This is a genomic window from Streptomyces flavotricini, assembly GCF_020639365.1.
Lineage (GTDB): Bacteria > Actinomycetota > Actinomycetes > Streptomycetales > Streptomycetaceae > Streptomyces > Streptomyces flavotricini.
In genome coordinates this window covers 5,006,318-5,031,574 of record NZ_JAINUL010000001.1, presented here as the reverse complement: position 1 = coordinate 5,031,574, position 25,257 = coordinate 5,006,318, and the positions used below count along the sequence as shown (strand labels likewise).

General features: G+C 72.9%; 25 protein-coding genes. 14 read left to right on the top strand and 11 right to left on the bottom strand.

The genetic code is table 11. From position 1 onward, the window contains the following. Positions 1-187 (bottom strand): hypothetical protein (locus K7B10_RS22905; RefSeq protein ID WP_229338603.1); only part of this gene is annotated, 187 nt, incomplete at its 3' end. Positions 188-764: 577 nt separating this feature from the next. Here K7B10_RS22905 and K7B10_RS41315 point away from each other — a divergent pair. The 5 genes from K7B10_RS41315 to K7B10_RS22880 are packed head-to-tail and all read left to right on the top strand — an operon-like array spanning position 765 to position 5,746. Next, positions 765-2,051: an alpha/beta fold hydrolase gene (locus K7B10_RS41315; protein WP_229338602.1), complete on the top strand. Its 1,287-nt coding sequence runs from the start codon at positions 765-767 to the stop codon at positions 2,049-2,051. Beyond that, entirely contained in the window at positions 2,051-3,277 is a 1,227-nt protein-coding gene (locus tag K7B10_RS22895) for a tetratricopeptide repeat protein (RefSeq protein ID WP_229338599.1), read from the top strand. Before K7B10_RS41315 ends, K7B10_RS22895 begins: the two co-directional genes overlap by 1 nt. Further along, entirely contained in the window at positions 3,274-4,524 is a 1,251-nt protein-coding gene (locus K7B10_RS22890; protein WP_229338598.1) for an MFS transporter, read from the top strand. The genes K7B10_RS22895 and K7B10_RS22890 overlap by 4 nt, the downstream gene beginning before the upstream one ends. After that, positions 4,506-5,036, top strand: a complete 531-nt coding sequence (locus K7B10_RS22885) for a flavin reductase family protein (RefSeq protein ID WP_229338595.1) — start codon at positions 4,506-4,508, stop codon at positions 5,034-5,036. The genes K7B10_RS22890 and K7B10_RS22885 overlap by 19 nt, the downstream gene beginning before the upstream one ends. A 38-nt stretch (positions 5,037-5,074) precedes the next feature. Further along, positions 5,075-5,746 (top strand): pyridoxine/pyridoxamine 5'-phosphate oxidase, encoded by a 672-nt coding sequence (locus K7B10_RS22880; protein ID WP_229338592.1) that lies wholly within the window; start codon positions 5,075-5,077, stop codon positions 5,744-5,746. 38 nt (positions 5,747-5,784) lie between these two features. On the opposite strand, the gene K7B10_RS22875 is transcribed toward K7B10_RS22880, so the two are convergent. The 3 genes from K7B10_RS22875 to K7B10_RS22865 form a co-directional block, all read right to left on the bottom strand. Continuing rightward, on the bottom strand, positions 5,785-6,213 hold the full coding sequence (locus tag K7B10_RS22875) for a Zn-ribbon domain-containing OB-fold protein (RefSeq protein WP_229345307.1): 429 nt from the start codon (positions 6,211-6,213) through the stop codon (positions 5,785-5,787). 98 nt (positions 6,214-6,311) lie between these two features. After that, entirely contained in the window at positions 6,312-6,764 is a 453-nt protein-coding gene (locus K7B10_RS22870) for a DoxX family membrane protein (protein ID WP_229338590.1), read from the bottom strand. A gap of 187 nt (positions 6,765-6,951) precedes the next feature. Further along, entirely contained in the window at positions 6,952-7,776 is an 825-nt protein-coding gene (locus K7B10_RS22865) for a tetratricopeptide repeat protein (protein ID WP_229338587.1), read from the bottom strand. Between the two features lie 269 nt (positions 7,777-8,045). Between K7B10_RS22865 and K7B10_RS22860 the strand changes: the two genes are divergently transcribed. The 4 genes from K7B10_RS22860 (at position 8,046) to K7B10_RS22845 (ending at position 13,853) form a co-directional block, all read left to right on the top strand. Further along, positions 8,046-9,284: a flavin-containing monooxygenase gene (locus K7B10_RS22860; protein WP_229338585.1), complete on the top strand. Its 1,239-nt coding sequence runs from the start codon at positions 8,046-8,048 to the stop codon at positions 9,282-9,284. Positions 9,285-9,521: 237 nt separating this feature from the next. Continuing rightward, positions 9,522-10,511, top strand: a complete 990-nt coding sequence (locus K7B10_RS22855; protein ID WP_229338583.1) for a hypothetical protein — start codon at positions 9,522-9,524, stop codon at positions 10,509-10,511. A 219-nt stretch (positions 10,512-10,730) separates the two neighbouring features. After that, positions 10,731-12,965 (top strand): acetate--CoA ligase family protein, encoded by a 2,235-nt coding sequence (locus tag K7B10_RS22850; protein ID WP_229338581.1) that lies wholly within the window; start codon positions 10,731-10,733, stop codon positions 12,963-12,965. Between the two features lie 81 nt (positions 12,966-13,046). Beyond that, positions 13,047-13,853 (top strand): enoyl-CoA hydratase/isomerase family protein, encoded by an 807-nt coding sequence (locus K7B10_RS22845; protein ID WP_229338577.1) that lies wholly within the window; start codon positions 13,047-13,049, stop codon positions 13,851-13,853. Positions 13,854-13,868: 15 nt separating this feature from the next. Here the strand turns inward: K7B10_RS22845 and K7B10_RS22840 are convergent, their stop codons facing one another. After that, on the bottom strand, positions 13,869-14,660 hold the full coding sequence (locus tag K7B10_RS22840; protein WP_229338575.1) for a VOC family protein: 792 nt from the start codon (positions 14,658-14,660) through the stop codon (positions 13,869-13,871). Positions 14,661-14,795: 135 nt separating this feature from the next. Further along, entirely contained in the window at positions 14,796-15,692 is an 897-nt protein-coding gene (locus tag K7B10_RS22835) for a hypothetical protein (RefSeq protein ID WP_229338572.1), read from the bottom strand. Positions 15,693-15,830: 138 nt separating this feature from the next. On the opposite strand from K7B10_RS22835, the gene K7B10_RS22830 reads away from it, so the two are divergent. Further along, the gene (locus K7B10_RS22830) at positions 15,831-16,457 is read left to right on the top strand and encodes a flavin reductase family protein (protein ID WP_229345305.1); all 627 of its coding nucleotides are present in this window, start codon (positions 15,831-15,833) and stop codon (positions 16,455-16,457) included. A gap of 61 nt (positions 16,458-16,518) precedes the next feature. Here K7B10_RS22830 and K7B10_RS22825 read toward each other — a convergent pair whose 3' ends face one another. From K7B10_RS22825 to K7B10_RS22815, 3 genes are read right to left on the bottom strand one after another with little or no spacing between them, the layout of a single operon-like run. Further along, positions 16,519-17,586, bottom strand: coding sequence for a Zn-dependent alcohol dehydrogenase (locus K7B10_RS22825; protein WP_229338570.1), 1,068 nt, complete (start codon positions 17,584-17,586; stop codon positions 16,519-16,521). Next, positions 17,583-18,791, bottom strand: a complete 1,209-nt coding sequence (locus K7B10_RS22820) for an acyl-CoA dehydrogenase family protein (RefSeq protein ID WP_229338567.1) — start codon at positions 18,789-18,791, stop codon at positions 17,583-17,585. Before K7B10_RS22820 ends, K7B10_RS22825 begins: the two co-directional genes overlap by 4 nt. 15 nt (positions 18,792-18,806) lie before the next feature. Further along, positions 18,807-19,727 (bottom strand): SDR family oxidoreductase, encoded by a 921-nt coding sequence (locus tag K7B10_RS22815; protein WP_229338566.1) that lies wholly within the window; start codon positions 19,725-19,727, stop codon positions 18,807-18,809. 173 nt (positions 19,728-19,900) lie between these two features. Here K7B10_RS22815 and K7B10_RS22810 point away from each other — a divergent pair, with 173 nt between their 5' ends. Continuing rightward, positions 19,901-20,827 (top strand): cyclase family protein, encoded by a 927-nt coding sequence (locus K7B10_RS22810; RefSeq protein WP_229345303.1) that lies wholly within the window; start codon positions 19,901-19,903, stop codon positions 20,825-20,827. 97 nt (positions 20,828-20,924) lie between these two features. Beyond that, positions 20,925-21,722 (top strand): VOC family protein, encoded by a 798-nt coding sequence (locus K7B10_RS22805; protein WP_229345301.1) that lies wholly within the window; start codon positions 20,925-20,927, stop codon positions 21,720-21,722. A 52-nt stretch (positions 21,723-21,774) separates the two neighbouring features. Here K7B10_RS22805 and K7B10_RS22800 read toward each other — a convergent pair whose 3' ends face one another. Then, positions 21,775-22,365, bottom strand: coding sequence for a hypothetical protein (locus K7B10_RS22800; protein ID WP_229338563.1), 591 nt, complete (start codon positions 22,363-22,365; stop codon positions 21,775-21,777). 148 nt (positions 22,366-22,513) lie between these two features. Here K7B10_RS22800 and K7B10_RS22795 point away from each other — a divergent pair, with 148 nt between their 5' ends. Next, complete coding sequence (locus K7B10_RS22795) at positions 22,514-23,692, top strand: sensor histidine kinase (protein ID WP_229338560.1); 1,179 nt, start codon at positions 22,514-22,516, stop codon at positions 23,690-23,692. Beyond that, a complete protein-coding gene (locus K7B10_RS22790; protein WP_308284623.1) occupies positions 23,689-24,354 on the top strand; it encodes a response regulator in 666 nt (221 codons plus the stop codon). Before K7B10_RS22795 ends, K7B10_RS22790 begins: the two co-directional genes overlap by 4 nt. Positions 24,355-24,525: 171 nt before the next feature. Here K7B10_RS22790 and K7B10_RS22785 read toward each other — a convergent pair whose 3' ends face one another. Then, complete coding sequence (locus K7B10_RS22785) at positions 24,526-24,960, bottom strand: ATP-binding protein (RefSeq protein WP_229338558.1); 435 nt, start codon at positions 24,958-24,960, stop codon at positions 24,526-24,528. Positions 24,961-25,257: the final 297 nt, after the last annotated feature.

Here is a 25,257-nt window from a genome sequence, read left to right as displayed (position 1 = left end):
GTTCGTCGAGATCGTGGCCGAGGAGTTCGAGGCCCTCAACAACATCGAGTACGCGTAATCCACGGGCCCATGGGGCTCGCCGGACAATCGCTTCAACATCGGAAGGGAGGTGTTTCAACATGCAGTTCGTCGAGATCGTGGCCGAGGAGTTCGAGGCCCTCAACAACATCGAGTACGCGTAATCCACGGGCCCATGGGGCTCGCCGGACAATCGCTTCAGCAACGGAAGGGAGGTGTTTCAACATGCAGTTCGTCGAGATCGTGGCCGAGGAGTTCGAGGCCCTCAACAACATCGAGTACGCGTAATCTGCCGGGCGTGACGCCCCACAGATGAGCAGTGTGATGTGAGGGGGTGCCGACACGGTCGGCACCCCTTCATCCATTGACGGCAGGGAGGTATGGTGAACGGAATCCGAACAATGAGCAGTGTCGCGGAAGTGGCTGAAAAAATACGGTCTGCCCGGATCGTCAAGCAGGCCGCCGGATCCCCTCACGCCCTCGCCTGCGGTCTGGTTTCCCAAGATGACGCCCTGCATCTGGAATCCGGACAGTCCTCCACGCCGATTCCTTCGGAATGGGCGGACAGCATAAGGCTGCACGGAATCCTGAGCGGAGGCGAAGCAGTCGTCTCCGTGAGCGAAGAGCAAGGGATCCGCAGCATCCACCTGCACCGCGATCAGAAATGGTCCCGGTACGCCGAAGTGCCCGCTTCCAGCCTCATCCAGGCATGCGGAAAAGACATCTACATTTCCCACGGCCCCGCTGTGACAAAGCTCATAGGCGAGGGCCCGGAATTCCTGACCGCCCCGGGGCCCATTGCGGCGTTCGTCACGGCCGGTGATGCGCCCGTGTCGGCGGTTCTCACCGCCGGCAGTGCGCCGGCCGTGCTGCTGCACTGCGGCCGCGGCGAGCTCCGGACCCTGATGGAGGCCTCTCCCACGCGGCGGCCGGTCGAGGTCGGGCTCTGTTCCGACGGCTGCCACCTGCTGACCGTGGTCCGCACCGTCGAGGGCCGGGAGGCACACGTCTTCGACACGGCGACGGGGGAGCTCACCGGGGTCCTCCCCGGCATCGGGCGCATTGCGGTCCTCCTGAAGGGGTGCCGCCTCGTCGCCGTGGACGACGCCTGGCCCCACCCCAACGTCCTCGAGACGCCGTGCACGGGCGGCCCCGTCCTGAACCGCCCGGTCCGTGCCTCGATCCTCGGCCTCTTCGAGGACTCCACGGGCCCGATGGCCCACTGCACCCGTCCCGGGCATCCCCCGGCCCTCGTCCCCCTGGCACGGCTGCTGGACGCCGGCGTCGACGCCGACTCGCAGCCCCGGCACCACACCGTCAACACGAGGTGGGGGACGCTGCGCGTGCTCACCGTCCCGGCCGCCACGGAGCCGGTCGGCGACGTCGTGATGCTTCACGGAGGCCCCTACGGCGTCTGGATCCCGCGCTGGGACCCCCAGGTCGAGCTCCTCACCCGCCAGGGCTACCAGGTGCACCAGCTCGAAGCCCCCTACACCGCCTCCCTGCGGCGCGCGCACACCCGTTTCGTCCCGGGTGACTTCGGCGTGAAGGACGTCGAGAGCGTGAGCGACGCGGTGGCCGAACTCGCCGCCGTAACCCGGCGGCCCATGCTCCTGTTCGGTTTCAGCTACGGCGGGCTACTGGCTGCGCGCACCGCGGCGAGACTGCCGGACGAGGTCACCGGGCTCTTCCTGATGAGTGCCATCTGGCGGAGCGCCGACCTCCAACGACTGATCGACGACGGCCGTCCGGTCCCCGGAGACCTGCGCGCCTTCCTGATGCACGCCTTCCCCGACCGGCACGTGGGCCTGCCGGAGGTGGAGCTGCCTCCCACCGTGACGGTAGCCGTCGTGCACGGAACGAGGGACACCGTCGCACCGTTCGCCCTGGTCGAAGCGGCCTGTGCCGCCACACCCGGGGTCGCGTTCACCCCGCTGACGGACGAGGACCACATCCCGCGCCGCGGCTCATCCGTCGTCTCCGCCCTGTACGCCCTCCACACCTGGCTCCAGCACTGCGAAGGCACACCGTGATGACCAAGCTTCCCACCTACCTCCCCGCTCCCGGGGCACCCGCCTTCGCCCGGCGGCTGCGCGCCCTGATGGCTGCGGACACGCCGGCCGCATGCCCCATCCACGTGGGGCTCGGAGACCCGGTCCACAACTCGAGCAGCCTGGCCGTCCTGACCCACACCACCGCCCGGTACCTGGTCGACGGCAACGCACACCTCCTGCCCTCCTTCAACACGGCGCCGCCGCCGGCCCTGCGCATCCTGAACGCCGCCAGTTGGGGACGTGACGACGCCATGGCCCGCGAGTTCGACGCCATGCCCCAGGACCTCGCCAGTGACCTGTGGCACTCCGTGGACAAGGTGTGCGAGGCCCCGGAGACGCTCACCCGCATCGAGCGCCGCACGGCCAGCGACCTGTTCCTGCGCCTCGGCTACCCCCAGCGGGCCGGACGGGTACTCGGCCTGCTCCAGGCCGACGTCAACACGCACGCGTTCCACCCCGAGACGGTCCGGGCCGAGCTGGCCGTCCTCTTCCGGCTCCACCCCGGTGCCCAAGACGTCCTGGAGGACCGCGCCCTGCAGGCAGCGGCGGACGCGGGCCTTCCACCGCGTGCCCGCGTGTCGCTGGCGAACTTCGTCGTCGTGCGCAACGGCAAGCGCGGAACCGACACCCCGGCCCTTCACCGTGCCGCGGAACTCGGGCGCCGCGCCATGGCGGAGATCGAGGGCACCGGCATGGACCGCCACCTGGCCGAGCACACGCTCTACCGCGCCATCGCCTACGAGCCCTTCCTCGTCCGCGACGTCGCCCTGACCATGGAACTGCTGGAGCGTGCCGCCCTGGCGCTGATCGAGGCGCAGCCCCGCAGGGACACGGTCGAGTACCAGGCATGGGAGGACCACGCCTTCCCCATGTTCGAGACGCTGTCCAAGACCCTCCTGGCCCAGGGCCGGGCCGACGAAGCCCTCACCTCCACGGCCGAACTCGTCGAACTGAGCCCCCACGACCACAGGGCCTGGGCCGTCCGCGCCCAAGCCCTGGTCGCGGTGGGCGAATTGGAGGAGGCTGTCCGAGCCTGGGAGAGGGTCCTGCCCCAGGGGGGCCTGCCCGTGGCCGCAGCCCTCTTCTACATCGGCTGGGCCCACGACCGGATGGGCAACCCGGCGCAGGCGCAGTCGTACTACCGGCGGTCCCACACGGTGGACCCCACGCCCGAGGCGCTGGCCACGTTCATGGAGTCCGCATGACCAGCACGTCAGCCGTACTTTCGCGGGCCGGCAGCGGGGGCAGGGCGCGCACCGACTTCCTGTGCCTGTGGACCGCGCAGACCTTCTCCAACCTGGGCGACGCACTCTTCCTCTCCTCGGTCGCGTGGTCGGCGACCTCGCTGTTCGGGGAAGGACGGGCGGCGATCGCCCTGGGCCTGGCCCTCTTCGTCCCGACGGCGGTGCTGCTCCCCCTGGCGGGTGTCGTCGTCGACCGGTATCGCCGCCGTACGCTCCTGGTGGCCACCGACTCCTTCCGCGCCGTCCTGACCGCGTTCCTGGGGCTGGTCCTCGTCACCACACAGGCCTCCCTGCCCCTCCTGCTCTGCACCGTCGTCGTCGTCCAGGTCGCGGGGCTGCTCTTCCAGCCGAGCATGCACTCCCTCCTGGGGCAGATCGCGAACGACGACGACACCCTGCTCCGGTTCGACTCCTGGATGCTCGCCTCCCGGATGCTCGCCACCATCCTCGGCCCCCTCCTGGCGGGCCTCGTCATCAGCCGGGGGCTCGGAGCCGCTCTCCTCCTGGACGCCGGCACCTTCTGCATCTCGCTCATCGGCCTCTTCGCGGCGCGCAGGCTGCTGGGCACCGCGGCAGCACCCCGCGCGCACGAGCGCAAGGGCCTGCTCCACGAGGCGCGGGAAGGCTTCCAGGTCGCCCTCGGCGACCCGCTCTTCCGCAAACTGGCACCCACTCTCCCCGTGATCGATCTCGTGGGAGCCAGCCTCACCCTGCTGTTGCCCGCCCTGCTGTTGCAGCGGGGCATACTCGACCCCATCGCCTACGGCCTGCTCATCTCCGCCTGGGCCGTGGGCCGCTTCGCGGGCCTGCTGATCCTGCGCGTCCCCCGGGTACGGGCGTGGCGCGGCGTCCTCATGGCCGTCAACTGCTCCGCACAGGCCCTCACGGTCATCGCGATCGCCGCGACGCCGGCCCTTCCCTGGCTCGTCGTCCTGTTCGTCCTGCTCGGCATTCCCTCCGGCGGAGCATCGGTCAGTGTCAACGCGTACATCCAGACACACATCCCCAACGAGCTCAGGGGCCGCGTCTTCGCTCTCCTGCAGACCACCGTCACCGCTGCCATGCCGCTCGGCCCCGTCGTCGCCGGATGGCTCACCGCCTGGAAGAGCCCGGGCGCGGCGCTCACCCTGATGGGCGTCCTCCTGTTCGCCGTGGGCGTCCCGCCCCTGATCAGCAAGCGAGTGTGGCAATGGCGATCCGGCAACTAGACAAGCCAGCACCGGAGGCCTACCGGGCATCAGCCCGGCAATGGCCCACCGGTGTCGCGGTCCTGACCACCCTCGACGGGGATGACCGCCCCCACGGCACCACGATCAACTCCCTCACCACCATCGCGCTCGACCCCGCGCTCCTGCTCATATCGCTGCGGGCAACGAGCCGGTCGGTCGCCCATATCCTCCGTACCCGCAGCTTCGCCCTTTCCGTCCTCGCACACGACCAGACGGAGGAGGCCCGGCACTACGCCGCACCGAACCGGGCGCAGGGAGCCGGAAGCCCCCTCGGCGAACAGTCCCGGCCGGGGCCCCTCACCGGCTGCGCCCTCCTGCACCGTGCCTGCGCCCACTTCGAGTGCGCGCTGGACAGCATGCAGACGGTCGCCGACCACTGCCTGGTCATCGGCTCGGTCCTCGCCTGCTCGGCACAGGACACGACGCCGCTGGTCTTCTCCCAGGGCATGTTCACCTCGCCGGGCGCGGCGAGAACCGCCTCCATCGGGTGACGGCCGGGAGGCCCGGCCCGCGGCCTACGCTGGACCCCATGTCCGAAGACACCGACGCGTTCCACGCCACCCTGCACTCGCTGCGGGTATGGGACGGCCCCCTGCCCGGCTTCGATCCGGACGCCGCGCCCGCCGAACCGCTGGCGCTGTTCCGGGAGTGGTTCCTGCACGCCGCCGCGGCCGGGCAGGCGGAGCCGCACACGATGAGCCTGGCCACCGTGGACGCCGACGGGCGGCCCGACGTACGCACCCTGATGCTGCACGACGCCGACGGCCACGGCTGGCACTTCGCCTCGCACGCCACCAGCGCCAAGGGCCGGCAGCTCGCCGGCCGCCCGGACGCCGCGCTCGGGTTCTACTGGCCGGCGGTGGCCCGGCAGGTCCGCGTCCGCGGACGGGTCACGGCCTGCGGGCCGCACGAGAGCCGGGCGGACCTGGCGGTCCGCTCGCGGGGCGCGCTCGCGGCGGCGCTGACCGGCCGGCAGAGCGAGGTGCTCGGCAGCGTGGACGAGCTGCGGCGCGTCTCCGAGGCCGCCTGGGAGCGGGCCGGTGCGGAGCCCGACGCCCCGGCGCCGACCTGGACCCGGTACGTCCTCGACCCGACCGAGGTCGAGTTCTTCCAGGGCGACCCGGCACGCCGCCACGTCCGGCTCCGCTACCGCCGCTCCCCCGACGGCACCAGCTGGACCCGCGAGCTGCTCTGGCCTTAGGGGGCGTCCCGGGCGTCCCGGGCGTCCCGGGTGTTCCGTCAGGGGGTGTCCCCCTGGGGAATCGAGCCGCTCTCGCCCTCCGGCCGGAACACCGCCACCCACACGCCCTGCGCCGCCTCGCGGAAGGCCACTTCGAGCGGCATGCCGATCCGCAGGTCCGCCGGGGCACAGTCGACGACCTCCGTCATCATGCGCGGGCCCTCGGCCAGGTCGACCACGGCCGCCGTGTACGGGACGCGCGTCCCGAACGGCGGGAGGTCGTTGCGGTGGATCACCGACCACGTGTAGAGGGTGGCGCGGCCGCTCGCGGGTTCCCAGGCCACCCGCTCCTCGCCGGACCAGCAGAACGGGCAGAACTCCCGCGGGTAGTGGTGGACCTTCCCGCAGTCCGCACAGCGGCGCAGCAGGAGCCGGCCCTCTGCTGCCGCGTCCCAGTAGGGCCGGGTGAAGTCGTCGGTCTCGGGCAGGTCGTAACGCGGCGCGCTGACCGGACTCGCAGCGCTCCCACCGCTCGCAGGACGCGTGGAACTCGTGGAACTCGTGGGACTCGTGGAACTCGCAGTGCTCACAGGAACAGTCCCGTCGCCGCGTCAACGGACCACGTCTGCCACGCCATCGCGAAGAGCGCGACGAGCGAGATCAGGGCCATCATCGCGTTCTGCCCCTGCTCGGCCCAGTCATGGATCATCAGGACCAGGTACAGCAGGTTCAGCAGCAGCCCGCCGACGAGCGCGATCGGGGTCAGGAAGCCGAGCACCAGTCCCAGCCCGAGGGCGAGTTCCGCGTAGACGACGACGTACGCCATCAGCCGCGGGCGCGGCTGGACGACCTTCTCGAAGCCGCCCTTCACGAACGGCCAGCGGTGCTTGCCCGCGACGTCGGCGGCCCAGGCGATGCCGGTGCCGCGCTCGAACCAGCCCTTCTTGTCCTTGTGCCGCCAGCTCTCCAGCCACCACAGGCCGAGCCCTATCCGGAGCACGGCGAGCCACTCGGCCCCACTGAGCCAGATGGTCTGCATCGGCCCTCCCCTCCCTAGACCTGACGGTACGTCAGTTCAGCGGATCGGGAGCGATCCCGCAAGGGTGGCCGGGCACTCCGTTCGCCCCCGGCCCTCGGACACCCGGAAGCGGCACCCGGAACCGGCACGCACGCGGAACCGACACGCGGCCCGGCACCCCGGCCCGGGCACCCGGCCCGGCGGCCGGTCACGCACAGTCGATGCGGTCGAGCAGCGCCCGGGCCTCGACGGTGCGGCGGTGGTCCGGGCCGAACGCGGCCAGGCAGGCGTCGTGGGCGGACGCGGCCCGGGCGCGGGCCTCGGCGCCCCGGCCCAGCCCCAGGAGGGCGCCGGCCACGGCCAGTGCGACGGCTCCGGTCTCCGCGCGGCGCTGCTCGGCGGGCAGCCGCCCGTGCAGCTCGTCGGCGCGCTCCGCCTCGGCGAGCGCCTCCTCGTGGCGCGCCTGGCCGTTCAGGCTGCGAGCCAGGCCGAGGCGCAGGACCAGCGCGAAACGGTCCTGTTCCCCATGGGCGGCGATGGCTTCGCGCGCGAGCGCCTCGGCCTCCGCGTGGCGGCCCTGGGCGCCGATGGCGAAGATCAGCCCGTTCCTCGCGGCCGCCACCACGAGCGGCATCTCCGGCCCCGTACCGCGGGCCGCCGCCCGGGCGACGGCCTCGCACTCCGCCTCGGACTCGGAGTACCGGCCGAGCGCGCTCAGTGTCTGGGCGCGGTCCGAGCGCACCTTCAGGGCCTGCGGGTGTTCGGCGCCGAAAGCCGCGACGGCGGCGGGCAGGAGCGCGTCGTACGCGGCGAGCGCCTCGGCGTGGCGGCCCTGTGCGCCCGTCGCCAGCGCCGCGACGCCCCGGGCCAGCGGCGCGTACGGGTCGCCGCGCCGCCGGGACCCGGCCACGGCACGGGCCTCGGCCTCCGCCTCGGCGTACCGCCCGGCCCCGTACAGGGCCGCGGCCCGGTCCAAGGGGGAGGCTGCCTGCCGCCCGGTCTCGTGTCGGCCGCGCAGCCGGAAGAACTTCATGCCCAGAGCTTACGAACGCAGCGCACATCCGTGCGGACGGGCAAGGGAGTTGACCGGCGGACCGGGCCCGCCCCCACCTCGCCCCGGCCCGCCCTCGCCCCGGCCCGCCCTCGGCCCGACCCGACCCTCCCCCCACCCTCCCCGGCCCTCCCTCCCCACCCCCACCCGAGCCCGGAAGGGGCGGCCCGGAAGCGCCCGTGATCGATCCGCAATCGATTCCCTCCTTGTCCGAGACCCATCAACGCTGTGTGTCGATACGCTCACTCCTCATGCCCGGAGTCCCCACAGCCCCCGACCCGTCCACCCAGCCCCGCCCGGTCTACGTGATCGGCGCCGGGCCCGGCGGCCTCGCCGCGGCCGCCGCTCTGCGCGCCCGCGGGGTGCGCGCGGTGGTGGTCGAGAAGTCCGATGACGTCGCCGCCTCCTGGCGGGGGCACTACGACCGGCTCCACCTGCACACCACGCGCCGGCTCTCCGCCCTCCCGGGGCTCGCCATGCCGCGCAGGTTCGGGCGGTGGGTGTCGCGGGACGACGTGGTGCGCTACCTGGTGAAGTACGCCGAGTTCCACGCGCTGGAGCTCGTCACCGGTGTCGAGGTGACCCGGGTCGACCCCGCCCCCGGCGGGGACGGCTGGCTGCTGCACGCCACCGGCGGGCGGGTGCTCGACGCCCGCGCCGTCGTCGTCGCCACCGGGTTCAACCACACCCCCGCGCTCCCCGACTGGCCGGGCGCCGACACGTACACCGGGGAGCTGCTGCACGCCCGCGAGTACCGCAACGCCGGGCCGTACGAGGGCCGGGACGTGCTGGTCGTCGGCAGCGGCAACACGGGCGCCGAGATAGCCGTCGACCTGACCGAGGGCGGGGCCGCGCGGGTGCGGCTCGCCGTGCGCACCGCCCCGCACATCGTGCGCCGCTCCACCGCGGGCTGGCCCGCGCAGCGCACCGGCATCCTGGTGCGGCGGCTGCCCGTACGGCTCGTGGACCGGCTCGGCGCGCTCGTCGCCAAGGCCTCGGTCCCCGACCTGACGGCGTACGGACTCCCCCGCCCCGCCGCCGGCCTGTACAGCAGGGTCAAGGAGGGCGCGATCCCGGTCCAGGACGTCGGCCTGATCGACGCCGTTCGCACGGGCCGGGTCGAACCGGTCGCCGCCGTGGCCTCCTTCGAGGGTGCGCAGGTGGTGCTCGCCGACGGTTCCCGCATCACCCCGGACGCGGTGGTGGCGGCCACCGGATACCGCCGCGGCCTGGAGGGCCTGGTCGGACACCTGGACGTGCTCGACGGGCGCGGCCGTCCCCGTACGCACGGCGGCCGCTGTCCCGCGCAGGCACCCGGTCTGTACTTCACCGGCTTCACCAATCCCATCAGCGGCATGTTCCGCGAGATGGCCCTGGACGCCGAGAAGATAGCCAAGGCGGTCTCCCGCCGCCTGGGCCCCCTGGCCGGCCGCCCGCAGCCCGACCCCCTCCCGAACACGGGCCTCCGCCCGGTCGACCCCCTGGCCTAGGGGGTGTCCGCAAAGTCCCGCCCGGCCCGCGACGCCCGGCACGCGCTCTCGGCGCACCGGACGCCGCGGGGCCGCCCTCCGGGCGGCCGGCGCCACTTTGCGGACACCCCCTAGAGCGCCCCCGGCGCCGCCACCCCCGGCAAGAGCCGATCACCGGCCGCGATACTTGCCGAGCCCACCGATCATCCCGGACAGGCACAGGCGCAAGCAGAACAAGCACAAGAGGGGGGGCCGGACATGCCGGATCCTGTGGATTTCGTTGCCCGACTGCGCAGGGAGGGCCAAGATCCCGGACGCGAGGAGGCATTGCGCCAGGACCGGCTGCGCCGGATGCGCAGGCGGATCCTCGGCGCCGGCGCGGCCGTGGCCCTGGCCGGTGTCATCACCTGGGCGGTGGTCTCCGCGCTCGGCGAGCGGCCCGACGACGAGCCGTACGCTCCCGGTCTGCTCGAAGAGGCGATGTGGCCCGCCGAGTGGCCCGCGACGACGAACATGCCGTTCCGCGGCTCGCCCGCCGCGGCCTGGGCGACCAGCGGGCAGGACCTCGAACTGCCACAGGCCGAGGCGGTGGGCCCGATACCGAGTCCCGTGGTGGGCGATGGGCTGCGCCGCGTCCGCGAGTTCTTGACCGCGGCGGACATGGACCCGGCCGTTCTGGACGGCGGACTCCCGGCCAAGGCGCTGGACCTGCTCGACCCCGGGCACCCGGCGACCGCCGCGCTGGCGGAACACCTGCGCAATCCCGGCGCCCCGAACACCGACGCGCTGGAGTTGTTCACCCGCTTCGACCCCGAGAGCCTGACACTGACGGACCGCGGCCTGAGGGCACACGGCCGCATGACCTACGAGGCCGCTCCGGACTCCGCCGCCGGCGGAGTACCGCAGCAGGTGCGCATCCACGCCGACTACACCTTTGCCTACGCGCTGCGCCGCACGGGGGACCCGGAGCCGGGTCCCACCGGCGACTCGGAGGAAGTGACACGGGTCGTCGTACGCCGCCACATGGTCCTGGACTTCGATCCCACGACCGGGAAACTCGCACCCGTCGAGTACCGCCGCCAACTCGCCAACCACGACTGCGGCGCCGCCGCCGACGGCTTCGTCCACCCGTACTTCTCGAAGGAGGCGAAGCGGGCCCACCGGCCGTGGCCCGTGGCCGATCCGTACGAGGAGGCCGGCGATCTCAGCGCCGGCGTTCCGACCTGCACGGTCCCCACACGCACCTGACGGCGCCCCGGCTTCCGGGGCTGCCCCCCGGCGGGCGCGGCCGAGGGCCGCGAACCCGGCCGAAACGCGCTCTGGACCCGTCCCGGCGGGATCTGGGACCGTTCCCACACACCACCTCCACCACCTTTCCTGCGCAGCACTGTTCCTGACGGCACGTCAGTTCAGTAATCTGACTACGCGTCAGTTATTGAGGTTCATCGAGCAGGAGCGGGCGGAACGATGCTTGGATCTACTCACGGCACCCTCACCACCGACTTCCGCGCACGTGTCGACGCCTGCGGGGAGACCCCCAGGACGGCCGTCCACTCGACGGCGGCGCCGTCCGCCGCGGACGCGGTCGCGGTGGACGTCAGCGGACGGCCCCTGCACGCCGATGTCCCCGACCTCGACCGGTTCTTCCGGCCCGAGTCCGTGGCCGTCATCGGCGCCTCCGACGCCGAAGGCAGACCGAACACCGGCATCACCCGCCAGCTGATCGCCTGGGCGGAGCGCGTCGGCGCGCGGATCCACCCCGTGCACCCCACCCGCCCCACCGTGTTCGGGCTGGCCTGCCACGCATCCGTGGCCGACCTGCCCGAGCAGGTGGACCTGGCCGTCCTCCTCGTCGGCGATCCGCTGCCGGTGATCGAGGAACTGGCCGAGGCCAAGGTGAAGTTCGCCGTCGCCTTCGCCTCCGGCTTCGCCGAGACCGGTGACGAGGGGGCCGCCGCCCAGGAGCGGCTCGCGGCCGCCGTCAGGCGCTCGGGCCTGCGCCTGCTCGGCCCCAACACCAACCTCAACGCCTTCGAGGAGTTCCGCGAGGACCTCGAAGGCCCCGCGATCGCGCTCATCACCCAGTCCGGCCACCAGGGCCGGCCCGTCTACACCCTCCAGGAGCTGGGCATCCGGCTCTCCCACTGGGCGCCCACGGGCAACGAGGCCGACCTGGAGACCTCCGACTTCATCTCCTACTTCGCCGAGCGGCCCGAGGTCGGGGCCATCGCCTGCTACGTGGAAGGCCTCAAGGACGGCCGCCGGTTCCTCCTCGCGGCCGACCGGGCCGCGCGCAACGGCGTCCCCGTCGTCGCCGTCAAGGTCGGCCGCACCGAGACCGGCGCCCGCATGGCCGCCTCCCACACCGGGAAGCTGACCGGCGCGGACACCGTCGTCGACGCCGCGATGCGCCAGTTCGGCGTCATCCGCGTCGACGGGCTGGACGAGCTCCAGGACACCGCAGCCCTGCTCGCCCGGGCCCGCAAGCCGCTGGCCGACGGGGTCGTCGTGTACTCCATCTCCGGCGGCACCGGCGCCCACTTCTCGGACCTCGCGACCGAGGCGGGGCTCAGCCTGCCCACCCTCTCGCAGGCCAAGCAGCAGGAGCTCCACCAGTGGATACCGGAGTACCTGAACGTCGCCAACCCCGTCGACAACGGCGGCCACCCGGTCGGCGACTGGCGCGGCCGCAAGATCATCGACGCGATCCTCGCCGACCCGTCGGTGGGCGTGCTGATCTGCCCGATCACCGGGCCGTTCCCCCCGATGAGCGACAGGCTCGCGCAGGACCTGGTGGACGCGGCCGAGCAGAGCGACAAGCTCGTCTGCGTCATCTGGGGCTCCCCGGTCGGAACCGAGGAGGCCTACCGCACCACCCTGCTCGGCTCCTCCCGCGTGGCCACCTTCCGTACGTTCGGCAACTGCATCACCGCCGTCCGCGCCTACCTCGGCCACCACCGGTTCACGGCCGCGTACCGCTCCCCCTTCGAGGACGCCCCGCGGAACCCGTCCCCCTCGTACCGCAAGGCGCAGGCGCTCATGCGCCCGGGCCAGCAGCTCAGTGAGCACGCGGCGAAGCAGCTGCTGCGGGCGTACGGGATACGGGTCCCCCGCGAGCAGCTCGTGACCAGCGCCGCGGCGGCGGTACGGGCGGCGGGGCTGGTCGGGTACCCAGTGGTGATGAAGGCCTCGGGCCCGCAGCTCGGGCACAAGACGGAACTCGGGCTGGTGAAGATCGGCCTGACCTCGGCGAGCCAGATCCGGGACGCCTACCGGGAGCTGACGGACATCGCCCGCTACGAGAACGTGCCGCTGGACGGGATCCTCGTCTGCCAGATGGTGGAGCGGGGGGTCGAGATGGTCGTCGGCGTGACGCAGGACGACCTCTTCGGCCCGACGGTGACGGTGGGCCTGGGCGGGGTCCTGGTGGAGGTCCTGCACGACGCTGCGGTCCGCGTCCCGCCCTTCGGCGAGGACCAGGCCCGCGCCATGCTGACGGAACTGCGCGGCCACGCCCTCCTGGAAGGCGTACGGGGCGCCCCGCCGGCCGACGTGGACGCGCTGGTGGAAGTCGTCCTGCGGGTCCAGCGGATGGCGCTGGAACTGGGCGGCGTCCTGTCGGAGCTGGACATCAACCCGCTGATGGTCCTCCCGCGCGGCCAGGGGGCGGTGGCGCTGGACGCCCTGGCGATCTGCCGCTGAGCGCCGCGGCCCCCGGACCCGGCCGGGCCCGCGTCACGCGGGGCCGCCTTCCCACCCCTACCCCGAACGGGAGTCCACCCCATGAGCAGCGACGCCCCCGCCGACGAAGTCCTGCACCGCTTCGAGGGCGGGGTCTCCTGGATCACCCTGAACCGGCCGGAGGCCATGAACGCCGTCACCTGGGACCAGCGTGAGCGCGTCATCGCCCTGCTCGCCGGGGCCTCGGCCGACCCCGCCGTCCGGGCCGTGGTCATCACCGCCACCGGCAAGGGGTTCTGCGCGGGCGCCGACCTGCGCGGCGCCCCCGCCGCGCCGGGCGAGCGCGTCGCCGGTGACGTCGCCCGCATGATCCGGCTCGGCGCGCAGCGCCTGATCACCGCCGTGCTCGACTGCGAGAAGCCGGTCCTCGCCGCCGTCAACGGCACGGCCGCCGGGATCGGCGCCCACCTCGCGCTCGCCTGCGACCTCGTCGTCGCCGCCGAATCGGCCCGCTTCATCGAGGTGTTCGTACGCCGCGGCCTGGTCCCCGACGGAGGCGGCGCCTACCTGCTCCCGCGCCTGGTCGGCCCGCAGAAGGCCAAGGAGCTGATGTTCTTCGGCGACGCCGTCCCGGCGGCCGAGGCCGAGCGGCTCGGTCTCGTCAACCGGGTGGTTCCGGCCGCGGAGTTGGAGTCCACTGCCCGGGAGTGGGCGGAGCGCCTCGCACAGGGCCCGACCCGCGCCCTCGCACTGACGAAGCAGCTGGTCAACGCCTCACTGGACGGTGGCCGGGCGGCCGCACTGGCCGCCGAGGCCACCGCTCAGGAGATCAACATGACCACCGCCGACGCGAACGAGGGCGTGGCGAGCTTCGTGGAGCGCCGTTCGCCCAAGTACCTGGGGCGGTAGCCACCCCGAGGCGGGTCACATCTGCGGGTCGGGCTTCAGCAGCGCGAACACGGCGCCGGAGGGGTCCGCGACCCAGGCGATCCGGCCGACGTCCGGCACGTCGGCCGCCGGCATGAGCACCGACCCGCCGTTCCTGCTCGCCGCCGAGACGACGGCGTCGACGTCCGCGACGTTGAAGTACGGCACCCAGCGCGGCTTCTCGACTCCGCCCCCGGCCCCGTCGCCCATCGGCGCGATCCCGCCGAAGGAGGTCTGCTGCTGGTCGCCGTCCTTGAGGCTCAGGACGCGGTAGGTCATCCCGGGCGTCTCCATGTCCTGGCTGCGCCAGCCGAAGACCCCGTTGTAGAAGGTGATGGCCGCGGCCGGGTCGGGTGCGTGCAGCTCCGCCCACACCAGGGTGTTCTCCTCGGAGACCCGTCCCAGCCCGGCGGTCTTCCCGGGCTGCCAGATCGCGAACTCGGCGCCCTGCGGGTCGGTGGCCTGTGCGAGCCAGCCCTCGCCCATGACGTCCATGGGCTCCATCCGGATCTTCCCGCCGCCGGACCGCACGGCCGAGACGGTGGCCTGGATGTCGTCCGCGCGGAAGTGGATCATCCAGGCGGAGCCGGCGCCCTCCTCGGTGAGCGGCCCGAGCGCGGCGACGGTCTTCCCGTCCACCTGGAAGAACCCGTACCCGCCGGCGTCCGGCCCCAGGTCGGTGAAGGTCCAGCCGAAGACGGAGCCGTAGAACCCCACGGCACTGGTGGTGTCGGGGCTGCCGAGGTCGAGCCAGACGGGCGATCCGAGACGGAAGTCGGTGCCGAGCATGGGGTCCTCCTGGGGGACGGGTGGATCGGGCCGGGGGCCACGATGCCGACCTCCCGCGGGGCTGTCCGCCGCAGGGGTCACGGCGGGCCAGTGGATTCACCCGTACGGGCGACCGCGCGGCCCCTCCCGCCCGCGCTACACGCGGTGCATGGTGACGGCGGACCGGGGGTGGAGGTCCTGCGGATCCCCCAGCACGCAGAACAGCTCGGGCCGTTCGGCCGTGCCGGCCACCTGCCAGTGGCGCATGGGGCCACAGCCGTCGATCGTGAGGGTGACCCGGTCCCGCGTCCGGTCGAAGAGGCCGCCGGACCCGCGCCGCTGCTCGAACGTCCACGTCCCGCTCCCCGAGCACGTGTCCCACAGCCCGGTCGGCGCGACCTGCGCCAGGTTCCCGGCGACCGCCTCGCCGTTCTCGTCCAGCCGCAGCCGGTACGCACCCCCGCCGCCGGTCCATTCCCCGGCGTACCGGCTCCGCTCCAGCCGGGGCGGCTCGTACGCGCCGAAACCGGTCCGCTCCTGGAGGAAGGCGCCGAACGCGCAGAGGAGCAGGGCGATCCCGGTGGCGGCGCCGATCCGGGCCGCCATGGCGCTCCAGCCCGGTGACCGGTGGCGCGCGTACGAGGCCGCGACGACCGGGAGCACCCCGGGGCCCGCGATCCACAGCGCCGTCCAGCCGTACGGCAGGTCCCAGGCGGATGCGGCCCACCCGGCGTACGCGGCGGCGACGACGGCGGCCCAGAGCGGCGCCCACCACGGGTTCCCCAGCGCTCGCGTCAGCGCCATCACCGGCAGGGTGAACAGCACCCGGTGCAGGTACGCGGCCAGGACCACCACGAGGAGCATCAGCGGTATCGCGGCGAAGACGGCGGGGTCGATGCCGAGGCCGTGGTCGTCGCGCATGCCGGAGGTGGCGAGGAAGGCCGCTCCCGCCACGACGCACTGCCCGATGAAGGCCAGCTCCGACCCGGTCGACAGACGTGACCGGCCCCCTGCCCGCGCGGCCGGTCCCGTGTGCATCTCCGGTACCTCCATGCCCCCACCCCCACAATAATTGAACATGTTCAATCGATGGCGACGATACACCCTCCCCCTTTCCGAGTCACCCGTCCGCACCCCTTCCCATCTGACGGACCGCCAGCTTCAATCGTCGACGTGATGGGACACGCAGGGATGGCGGCCACCGTCGTCCGATACCTCAGGTCAGTCGGCTCCCCCACCTCCGCCCCGTCGGAGCAGGACCCGGACGCCGGCCGCGTCGACGCGCTGCCGCGCCCCGATCTGCGGGCCGTCGGCGAGGACGAGCGCGCCCCCGTCAGCCCCGCCGAGTTCCGGGCCGTACTCGGGAACTTCGCCAGCGGGGTCACGGTCATCACCTCCCCGGCCGGGGAGGGGGAGGACGGCCCGGCCGGGTTCGCCTGCCAGTCCTTCGCCTCGCTGTCCCTCGACCCGCCGCTGGTCACCTTCATGGTGGCCCGTACGTCGACCACCTGGCCCCGGATCGCCCGCGCCGGGGCGTTCTGCGTCAACATCCTGGGCGCCGGGCAGGGCGAGCTGTGCCGGGCCTTCGCGGTCAGCGGCGCCGACAAGTTCGCCGGGGTCGCGCACACCCCGGCCCCCGTGACCGGGTCACCGCAGCTGGAGGCCGTGCCCGCCTGGATCGACTGCCGCATCCACGCCGTGCACACCGGCGGGGACCACCTGATCGTGGTCGGCCGGGTCGAGGCCATGGGCGCCGCCGGGGAGGACGGCCCGCTCCTCTTCCACAAGGGCCGCTTCGGCCGCCTCGCCGCCGAATAGCCCCGCGGGCGGGGCGATGTCCCCGTCTCCGGCCGGAGACGGGGACATCGCGCCGCCCGCGTCAGAACGTGAGCACCCCCCGCGCCACCCTCCCGTGCCGCGCGTCGTCCACGGCCTTCGCGAAGTCCTCGATCGGGTAGGTCTCGGTGACCAGCTCGTCGAGCAGCAGCCCGCCCTGCCGGTAGAGCTCCGCGTAGAGGGCGATGTCCCGCTGCGGGCGGGAGGAGCCGTACCGGCAGCCCATGATGGTCTTGTCCAGGTACATGGACGAGACCATGAACGACGCCTCCTCCTTGAAGCCGGGGACCCCGAGCAGGATCGCCTGCCCGTGCCGGTCCAGCAGGTCGACGGCCTGGCGGATCAGCTTGACGCTGCCCACGCACTCGAAGGCGTGGTCCGCGCCCGTCGGGAGGATCTCGCGCACCGCCGCCGAGGAGTCGGGGACGGCCGACGCGTCGATGAAGTGCGTGGCCCCGAACCGCCGGGCCACCGGCTCCTTCGCCGGGTTGGCGTCCACGGCCACGATCGTGCCCGCGCCCGCGATCCGCGCGCCCTGGATCACGTTGAGCCCGATGCCGCCCGTGCCGATGACGACCACCGACTCCCCGTGGTCCACCCGGGCCCGGTTCAGCACGGCCCCCACCCCGGTCAGGACACCGCAGCCGATGAGCGCGGCCGAGGTGAGCGGGATGTCGTCCGGGATCTTCACCGCCTGGACGGCCTTGACGATCGTCCGCTCCGCGAAGGCGGAGTTGGACGCGAACTGGAAGAGCGGCTTCCCACCCCGCGAGAACGGCTGCCCCGGCATCCCGATCGCCTTGCGGCACATGGTCGGCCGGCCCCGGTCGCAGTCGGCGCAGGCCCCGCAGTTCGCGAGGGTCGACAGGGACACGTGATCGCCGGGCGCCACGTGCGTCACACCCGACCCGACCGCCTCCACCACCCCGGCGCCCTCGTGGCCGAGGACCACCGGCGGCGGGAACGGTATCGTCCCGTCGATCACCGACAGGTCGCTGTGGCACAGCCCGGCCGCCGCGATCGCGACCAGCACCTCCCCCGGCCCCGGGTCGCGGATCTCCAGATCCTCCACCACCTGGACCTGCTTGCCGTCGAACACGACGCCTCTCACCTGGGCTCCTTAGGCAGGCCGAGCACGCGCTCGGCGATGATGTTCCGCTGGATCTCGTCCGAGCCGCCGTAGATCGTGTCGGCGCGGGTGAACAGGAACAGGCGCTGCTCCTCGTCGAGTCCGAGTTCGTACGGGGTCCCGGGCGCCCAGTCGGCCGGCCCGGCGCAGGCCCCGGCTCCGCGGACCGCCACCGCCAGCTCTCCGAGCCGCCGGTGCCAGCCGCCCCACAGCAGCTTGGCCACGCTCGGCGCACCCGGGTCTCCGGACGTTCCCAGCGTCCGCAGGGCGTTCCACCGCATCGTGCGCAGCTCGGCCCACTGCCGTACGAGGCGTTCGCGCAGTACGGGGTCCCCCGCCCCCTCCGGTGCCGCGGCCACGTACGCCCCCACCACCCGCTCCAGCTCCGCCGCGAAGCCGATCTGCTGGACGAGCGTCGAGACGCCGCGCTCCAGGGCGAGCAGTCCCATGGCCACGGTCCAGCCGTCGCCCTCCGCGCCGACGGCCTCCACCGCCACCGCCCCGTCGAAGAAGACCTCGTTGAACTCGCTCGTCCCCGACATCTGGCGGATCGGCCGGACTTCGACCCTGCCCGGCTGATCCATCCGCACGAGCAGGAAGGACAGGCCGTGGTGGCGCCGCGAGCCCGGTTCGGTCCGGGCCAGGACGAAGCACCAGTCGGCGTCCTGGGCCAGCGAGGTCCAGATCTTCTGCCCGGTGACCCGGAACCGCCCGTCCGCCGCGTCCCGTACCGCGGCGGTACGGATCCCCGCGAGGTCGGAGCCGGCGCCCGGCTCGCTGTAGCCCTGGCACCACAGTTCCTCGCCGCGCGCGATGCCGGGCAGGAAGCGGTCCCGCTGCTCCTGGGACCCGTACGCGATCAGGGTGGGCGCGAGGAGGTTCTCCCCGATGTGGCCGACCCGCCCGGGAGCGCGCAGCGCCGCGTACTCCTCGGCCCAGACGACCTGGCCGGTGAGGGAGAGCCGCTGCTGCCCGTACGTCCCGGACGGCAGCTCCCAGCCCTGGCCGATCCAGCCGCCCCGGCCCAGCTCGCGCTCCCACGCGCGCCGGGTCTCGACCCCTTCGTGCTCGCTGCCGGGCCCGCCGAGGCCGAGGGCGTCCGCGTACGGACCCACCAGGTGCCCGGTGAGCCAGGAGCGGGCGCGGGAGCGCAGCTCCTCGTCCTCGGCCCCGAAGCTGAAGTCCATGTCGTCCGGGCTCCCCTACGCGTTGGGGCGGTCCTTGGCGGCCGCCGCCTTGGCCATGGCCTCCAGCTGCGCGAGCATCGGCATGGGGTCGGTGCCCACGGTGCCGGGCAGGAAGTCGGCGATCTTCTCGGGGGTCCAGGAGCCCTCGGCGTAGCCGGCGCGCAGCTCGCGCGGCTGCGCCCAGACGGCGATCTTCGGGCCGGCGATCGTGTAGACCTGCCCGGTGATCTTCTCGCCGCCGACGGCGACGGCCTTGTCGGAGAGCAGGTAGGTGACGAGGGCCGCGACGTCCTCGGGCTCGCCGATCTCCTTGAGCTCCATGGGGACGCCCGCCGACATCCGGGTACGGGCGACGGGTGCGACGGCGTTGGCGGTGACCCCGTACTTGGCCAGCCCGAGCGCGGCGGAGCGGACGAGGGAGATGATCCCGCCCTTGGCGGCGCTGTAGTTGGCCTGGGCGACGGAGCCCTGGTGGTTGCCGCTGGTGAAGCCGATGAGGGTGCCGGAGCCCTGGCGGCGCATGACGGCGGAGGCGGCGCGGAAGACGGTGAAGGTGCCCTTGAGGTGGGTGGCGACGACCGGGTCCCACTCCTCCTCGGACATGTTGAACAGCATCCGCTCGCGCAGGATGCCGGCGACGCACACGACGCCGTCGATCCGGCCGAACTGCGCGAGGGCGGTGTCGACGATGCGCTGGCCGCCCGCCATGGTCGAGATGTCGTCGGCGACGGCGACGGCCTCGCCTCCCGCGGCCTGGATCTCCTTCACCACGCCGTCGGCTATCTCGCTCGTCGGCTCCCCGCCCTCGATGCCGACGCCGTAGTCGTTGACGACGACCCTGGCGCCCTCGGCTGCCGCCGCGAGTGCCACGGCCCGCCCGATGCCCCGGCCCGCGCCGGTGACGGCCACGACCTTGCCGGCCAAGAAGTTCCCCACGCCCGACCCCTTCCCGCATTTTCTGACGGTCCGTTAGATTCTATGACCAGTCAGATGTCCGGGCACAAGCCCTGGGGGGTGTCTTGTCGATCGGGCCCGATCCGGCCCGATCGACAAGACACCCCCCAGCCGGCCTCAGTTGCCCCAGTGCACCCCAGGAGCTGATGGAAGCCATGACCCTGCCCGCCGAGTTCCACGACATCGCCAAGCGCGTCAACAACTGGGGTCGCTGGGGCGCCGACGACGAGATCGGGACCCTGAACCTGATCACCGCGGAGGTGGTGCGGGCGGCCGCCGCCGAGGTCCGTACCGGCGTGCGGATTCCCCTGGCACTGCCCCTGAAGGAGGACGGGGTGCAGGCGGGGCTGATCCCCGGGCGGGTCAACCCGCTGCACACGATGGTGCAGATCAACCAGGAGCTCTTCGGACCGGGCACGGTGGCGTGCAGCGACGACGCCGTGACGATGGGCCTCCAGTCGGCAACCCACTGGGACGCGCTGACGCACGTCTCGCACTCGGGCCGCATCTACAACGGCCGCCCCGCGTCCACGATCACCGCGCACGCACGCGCCGAGTTCAGCGGCATCGACAAGGCCGCCCCCATCGTCTCGCGGGGCGTCCTGCTGGACGTGGCCCGCGCGAAGGGCCTGGACCGGCTGCCGGGAGGCCACGCGGTGACCCCGGAGGACCTGGCGGAGGCGGAGGAGTTCGGCGGGGTCACGGTCCGGCCCGGAGACGTCGTCCTGGTCCGCACCGGCCAGATCCAGGTCTACCTGGCGGGCGACAAGCACGGCTACGGCTTCCCGTCGCCCGGACTGTCCGTCCGTACGCCGGAGTGGTTCCACGCGCGGGACGTGGCGGCGGTGGCGAACGACACGCTGACGTTCGAGATCTTCCCCCCGGAGATCGAGAACCTGTGGCTGCCGGTGCACGCGCTGGACCTGGTGGAGATGGGCATGCACCAGGGCCAGAACTGGAATCTCGAAAAGTTGTCCACAGCCTGTGCAGAAGAGAACCGGTACCGCTTCCTGCTCTCCGCCATGCCGGAGCCCTTCGTCGGCGGCGTCGGCACCCCGGTCGCCCCGGTGGCCATCCTCTGAGCACGTTCAGCCGTATGGCCCGATTCGGCCGGTGGGGGCGGGGTAGGCAGGGGCCGTCCAACCCCCATCGGCAGCCCCGGAGGCATCCGTGCCCGACATGAACGGCCCCTACCAGGCCGGCACCCCCTGCTGGATCGACCTGATGGTCCCCGACCAGCAGGCCGCCCTCGACTTCTACCGCGACCTCTTCGGCTGGCAGGGGGAGATCGGCCCGGCGGAGACCGGCGGCTACTCCGTCTGCACCCTCAAGGGCAAGCCGGTGGCCGGGATCATGCGCGCCTCCAACCCGGACGGGACGGTCCCGGACCCGATGCCGCCGACCGTGTGGACCACGTACCTGGCCACCGACTCCATCGACTCCACCCTCAAGTCGGTCACCGACGCGGGCGGCACGGTGATGATGGGCCCGATGGACGTCATGGACCTCGGGCGGATGGCCGTCATCTCCGACCCGACCGGCGCGGTCGTCGGCCTCTGGCAGTACGGCACCTTCGCCGGGGCGGGCATCGTCAACGAGCACGGCGCGCTGATCTGGAACGAGCTGAGCACCGGCGACACCGGCGCCGCCGCCGCGTTCTACTCCGCCGTACTGCCGATGGGCACGGCGAAGTCGCAGATGCCCGGCGCCGAGGAGTACACGGAGTTCACGGTCGGGGGCCGGGCCATCGGCGGGATGATGGACCTCGCCGCGATGCCGACCGGGGTTCCGCCGCACTGGCTCCCGTACTTCGCCGTCGACGACGTCGACAGCGTCCAGGCGGCCGCGGTGCGGGCCGGCGGCACCGTCAAGGCTCCGGCGTTCGACATGGCGGCGGGCCGGATGGCCGTCCTCGCCGATCCCCAGGGCGGCACCTTCGCGGTGATCGCCGCCACCGCCGCGGAGCAACCCGCCTGACCCGCAAGGCGGTTGCCCCGGCCCTCCGGCCGGGGCACCTCGCCCGCCCGCACTACCCCAGGCGGTAGCGGGCCGCGGCGGCCGCGAAGGCGGGGGCCTCCGCCGGGGTCAGGGCGGAGACCGCCACCCAGGAGAGGTCGGCGAACTCGATGGACATGCGGCCCTTCTGGAGCAGGCCCGTCCCGTTCGCCCGGACGACGGTGATCGCCGATCGCGGGACCTCCCAGTACTGCTGCATCACGGGCGTCGACTGCCACAGCGGCGAGACGTCCGTCAGGGCGAACCAGCGCCGGTCCGTCACCACGAGGACGTCGGTCGCCGAGCCGCGCGCCTCGGCTCGGCCGATCAGGAACCGGCCCGCCGCGCTCTGCCAGCCGCCCTCCATGCCCGTGCCGTCCGCCGGGTCGGGAGTCCGCTCGGCCGCGTCCCGGCGCGGGTCGTGCCCGCGCGCCTTGAAGAACTGCTGGAGGGGGCGCGGCAGCTTCTCCTCGATCCGCCGGCCGAGCGCCGCCGGCTCCGGCGGGGCGAGCAGCTCCTCCGGCGGGTTCGGCACGCCGGGACCCGGTTCGCAGGCACATACGGCGATCAACTGCTCGTCAGGCTGCAGGAAGTCCTCGGCCTGGCGGCGCCGGTCCTGGTTCACGCGCTTGCTCCTACTGCTGAGTAACGTCGAGTGCGCCCCAATTGTCCTCGAAACCGGAATGCCTGATTACCACCGGGGCCGACACCCTCCCCCGGGATGCATCCCGAGGGCGGATGTCCGTACGTGGGACCGCCGTTAGGGTCGCGCCATGGACACCTCATCAGGGCAGGTCGGCAGGGGTCGGCAGCCGTTCCGATGGCAGGTCGCGGCCCTCTGGACGAGCGCCGCGCTCGGCACGCTCCTGCTGTCGAACCTCGCGTTCCGCGTCCCCCTCGGCATCGGGGACCGGATCTTCGAAGTGGGTCCGCTCCTCGCGGTCATCGGCGTGCTGACCGGCGCCCTCCTGGTGCGGCGGGCGCCGCTCACCACCCTCGGCCTGATGCTGTTCGGCACGTACCTGATGCTCTTCCTCGGCCGTGCCCCCGGCCTCACCCTCGCCATGGTGCTGCCCGGCGCGGTGGCGCTCGGCATGGTCGCGGCCACCCGTTCGCGCCGGGTGACCCTGTCGGCCACGGGCATCACCGTCCTGCTGCTGATCACCGCCCAGTTCGCGGTGCCCGCGGAGGGCTCCGCCGCCCGCGTCCTCGCCCAGAGCCAGCTGCCGGTCGTGGTCCTCGGCTGGCTGATCGGCGACTCCGTACGGCGCGGCCGCGAGGCCGCCGCACAGGCTCAGGCCCGCGCCACCGAGCAGGCCCTCACCGACGAGCGGCTGCGCATCGCCCGCGAGCTGCACGACATGGTCGCCCACAGCATCGGCGTGATCGCCATCCAGGCCGGGGTCGGCAGCCGGGTCATCGAGACGCAGCCCGCTCAGGCCCGCGAGGCGCTGCGGGCCATCGAGGCCACCAGCCGCGAGACCCTCGCGGGGCTGCGCCGCACCCTGGTCGCCCTGCGCCGCAGCGAGCCCGCGTCGCTGGCGCCCGCGCCGGGCCTGGACGGCATCGACCGGCTCGCCGCGGCCGCCGCGGCCGATACGGGCGTACGGGTGGACGTGGCGTGGACGGGGGAGCGGCGGCCGCTGCCCTCCGACATCGAGCTGGCCGCGTTCCGCATCGTGCAGGAGGCGCTGACCAACGTGGTCCGCCACGCGCGGGCCGGCGGCTGCCGGGTGGAGATCGCGTACGGGCCGGACGAACTCGCCCTGGAGATCGCCGACGACGGGCGCGGCATCCCGGAAGGCGGTACGCCCGGCGCCGGATTCGGCCTCACCGGCATGCGGGAGCGCACTGCCCTGCTGAACGGCCGCTTCGAGGCCGGACCGCAGCCCGGGGGCGGCTTCCGCGTGGCTGCGGCCCTGCCGGTCGGACGCCCCGAGGAGGAGCGGTGAACGACAGCGGCAGCGTCCGCGTACTGCTCGCCGACGACCAGCCCCTGGTGCGCTCGGGGCTGCGCGTCCTGATGGCCGACACGCCGGACCTGGAGGTCGTGGGCGAGGCCGCGAACGGCGCCGAGGCGGTCCGGATGAGCGCCGAGCTCGCCCCCGACGTGGTGGTGATGGACATCCGGATGCCGGAGATGGACGGCATAGAGGCCACCCGGCGCCTCACGTCGGCCGGCCCGGGCGGCGTCCGCGTGCTGATCCTGACCACCTTCGACGAGGACGAGCACGTGTACGGGGCGCTGCGCGCCGGTGCGAGCGGTTTCGCCGTGAAGGACATGGCGCTGGACGACATCCTCGCCGCCGTCCGCGTGGTCGCGGCGGGCGACGCCCTCATCGCGCCGGGCGTCACGCGCCGCCTGATAGCCGACTTCGTCGCGGGCCCGGCACCCGCCCCCGGGCGCGTTCCGGCGATCACGGGCCGGGAGCAGGAGGTGCTGACCCTGGTGGGGCGGGGCCGGTCGAACAGCGAGATCGCGCAGGACCTGTTCATCACGGTGGCGACGACGAAGTCGCACGTGGCCCGGCTGCTGACGAAACTGGACGCCCGGGACCGCGTCCAACTGGTGATCAAGGCCTACGAACTGGGGCTGGTCACGCCGCCCGGCTAGGCCGTGTCCTGGGAACCAGCGGGTGGCGGCGTACGGCCGTGCGCGCCCCGAGCGCGGCACGGCAGCCGCCACCCCACGACCCGCACTCGTCAAGGTCTGCCCTTGGCGTCCCCTCGCGACGAATCGCTCAGTACAAGGGTGATCAACAGTTGACGAACCGTCAACACCTCGTTAGAGGTACACGCGCGGTTCCCACGCCGACCGACAATCCGCGGGTTTGTCGGCGCGGTCGATCTCGCACCAGATCCGCTTGCCCGCGCCCTCGCGCTGCCAGCCCCAGCGGTCGGCCAGTCCGTCCACCAGCTCCAGACCGCGCCCGCCCGTGTCGTCCCCGGCGGCCTGCCGCCGGGCCGGGCCGCGGGCGCTGGTGTCGGCGACCTCGACCCGTACGCCGGGCTCCCCGAAGAGCATCCGCAGGACGGCGGGGCAGCCGGTGTGCACGACCGCGTTGGTGACCAGCTCGGAGATCAGCAGGATCAGCGTCTCGGCGAGCGGTTCGTCATCCCCTATCCCCGACCCCGCCAGCCGGGACCGCGCCCAGCGACGGGCCCGGCCGACCTCGGCGGGGTCCGGTCCTACCTCCAGCTGTACCTGAAGCACCTGCACCGCTCACACCATCCGAACCGGCGGACACTTCGCCTCGCGACAGGACGGGATCACCGAGTGTGATCCCCTTGCGGAGCAGCATGGTTGACATACAGTCACCGCAACAAGCGCTTCGGGCATATTCCAGCGCGAAGGAGTAGGCGTGGTGCATACTGCGCGTCGCTCGCACTGCTGGGCCGCTCGCATTCCCGGGAGCGTACCGGAGCAGGCCCCCGAGTCCGGGCCGCAATGGGGCGGGCCAAGGACACAAACCGATATCAACTCTCTGTAATCGGACATGCGTCCCGGACCGTTCCG

What these genes read in the sequence shown, in the direction of transcription:
- K7B10_RS22840 (WP_229338575.1), bottom strand. Translation starts at nt 14,660, where the DNA reads ATGCTCGGCACCGACTTCCGTCTCGGATCGCCCGTCTGGCTCGACCTC.
- K7B10_RS22865 (WP_229338587.1), bottom strand. Translation starts at nt 7,776, where the DNA reads ATGAAGTTCTTCCGGCTGCGCGGCCGACACGAGACCGGGCGGCAGGCA.
- K7B10_RS22805 (WP_229345301.1), top strand. Translation starts at nt 20,925, where the DNA reads ATGAACGGCCCCTACCAGGCCGGCACCCCCTGCTGGATCGACCTGATG.
- K7B10_RS22890 (WP_229338598.1), top strand. Translation starts at nt 3,274, where the DNA reads ATGACCAGCACGTCAGCCGTACTTTCGCGGGCCGGCAGCGGGGGCAGG.
- K7B10_RS22895 (WP_229338599.1), top strand. Translation starts at nt 2,051, where the DNA reads ATGACCAAGCTTCCCACCTACCTCCCCGCTCCCGGGGCACCCGCCTTC.
- K7B10_RS22830 (WP_229345305.1), top strand. Translation starts at nt 15,831, where the DNA reads ATGGCGGCCACCGTCGTCCGATACCTCAGGTCAGTCGGCTCCCCCACC.
- K7B10_RS22855 (WP_229338583.1), top strand. Translation starts at nt 9,522, where the DNA reads ATGCCGGATCCTGTGGATTTCGTTGCCCGACTGCGCAGGGAGGGCCAA.
- K7B10_RS22845 (WP_229338577.1), top strand. Translation starts at nt 13,047, where the DNA reads ATGAGCAGCGACGCCCCCGCCGACGAAGTCCTGCACCGCTTCGAGGGC.
- K7B10_RS22810 (WP_229345303.1), top strand. Translation starts at nt 19,901, where the DNA reads ATGACCCTGCCCGCCGAGTTCCACGACATCGCCAAGCGCGTCAACAAC.
- K7B10_RS22795 (WP_229338560.1), top strand. Translation starts at nt 22,514, where the DNA reads ATGGACACCTCATCAGGGCAGGTCGGCAGGGGTCGGCAGCCGTTCCGA.
- K7B10_RS22885 (WP_229338595.1), top strand. Translation starts at nt 4,506, where the DNA reads ATGGCGATCCGGCAACTAGACAAGCCAGCACCGGAGGCCTACCGGGCA.
- K7B10_RS22880 (WP_229338592.1), top strand. Translation starts at nt 5,075, where the DNA reads ATGTCCGAAGACACCGACGCGTTCCACGCCACCCTGCACTCGCTGCGG.
- K7B10_RS22820 (WP_229338567.1), bottom strand. Translation starts at nt 18,791, where the DNA reads ATGGACTTCAGCTTCGGGGCCGAGGACGAGGAGCTGCGCTCCCGCGCC.
- K7B10_RS22860 (WP_229338585.1), top strand. Translation starts at nt 8,046, where the DNA reads ATGCCCGGAGTCCCCACAGCCCCCGACCCGTCCACCCAGCCCCGCCCG.
- K7B10_RS22835 (WP_229338572.1), bottom strand. Translation starts at nt 15,692, where the DNA reads ATGGAGGTACCGGAGATGCACACGGGACCGGCCGCGCGGGCAGGGGGC.
- K7B10_RS22850 (WP_229338581.1), top strand. Translation starts at nt 10,731, where the DNA reads ATGCTTGGATCTACTCACGGCACCCTCACCACCGACTTCCGCGCACGT.
- K7B10_RS22870 (WP_229338590.1), bottom strand. Translation starts at nt 6,764, where the DNA reads ATGCAGACCATCTGGCTCAGTGGGGCCGAGTGGCTCGCCGTGCTCCGG.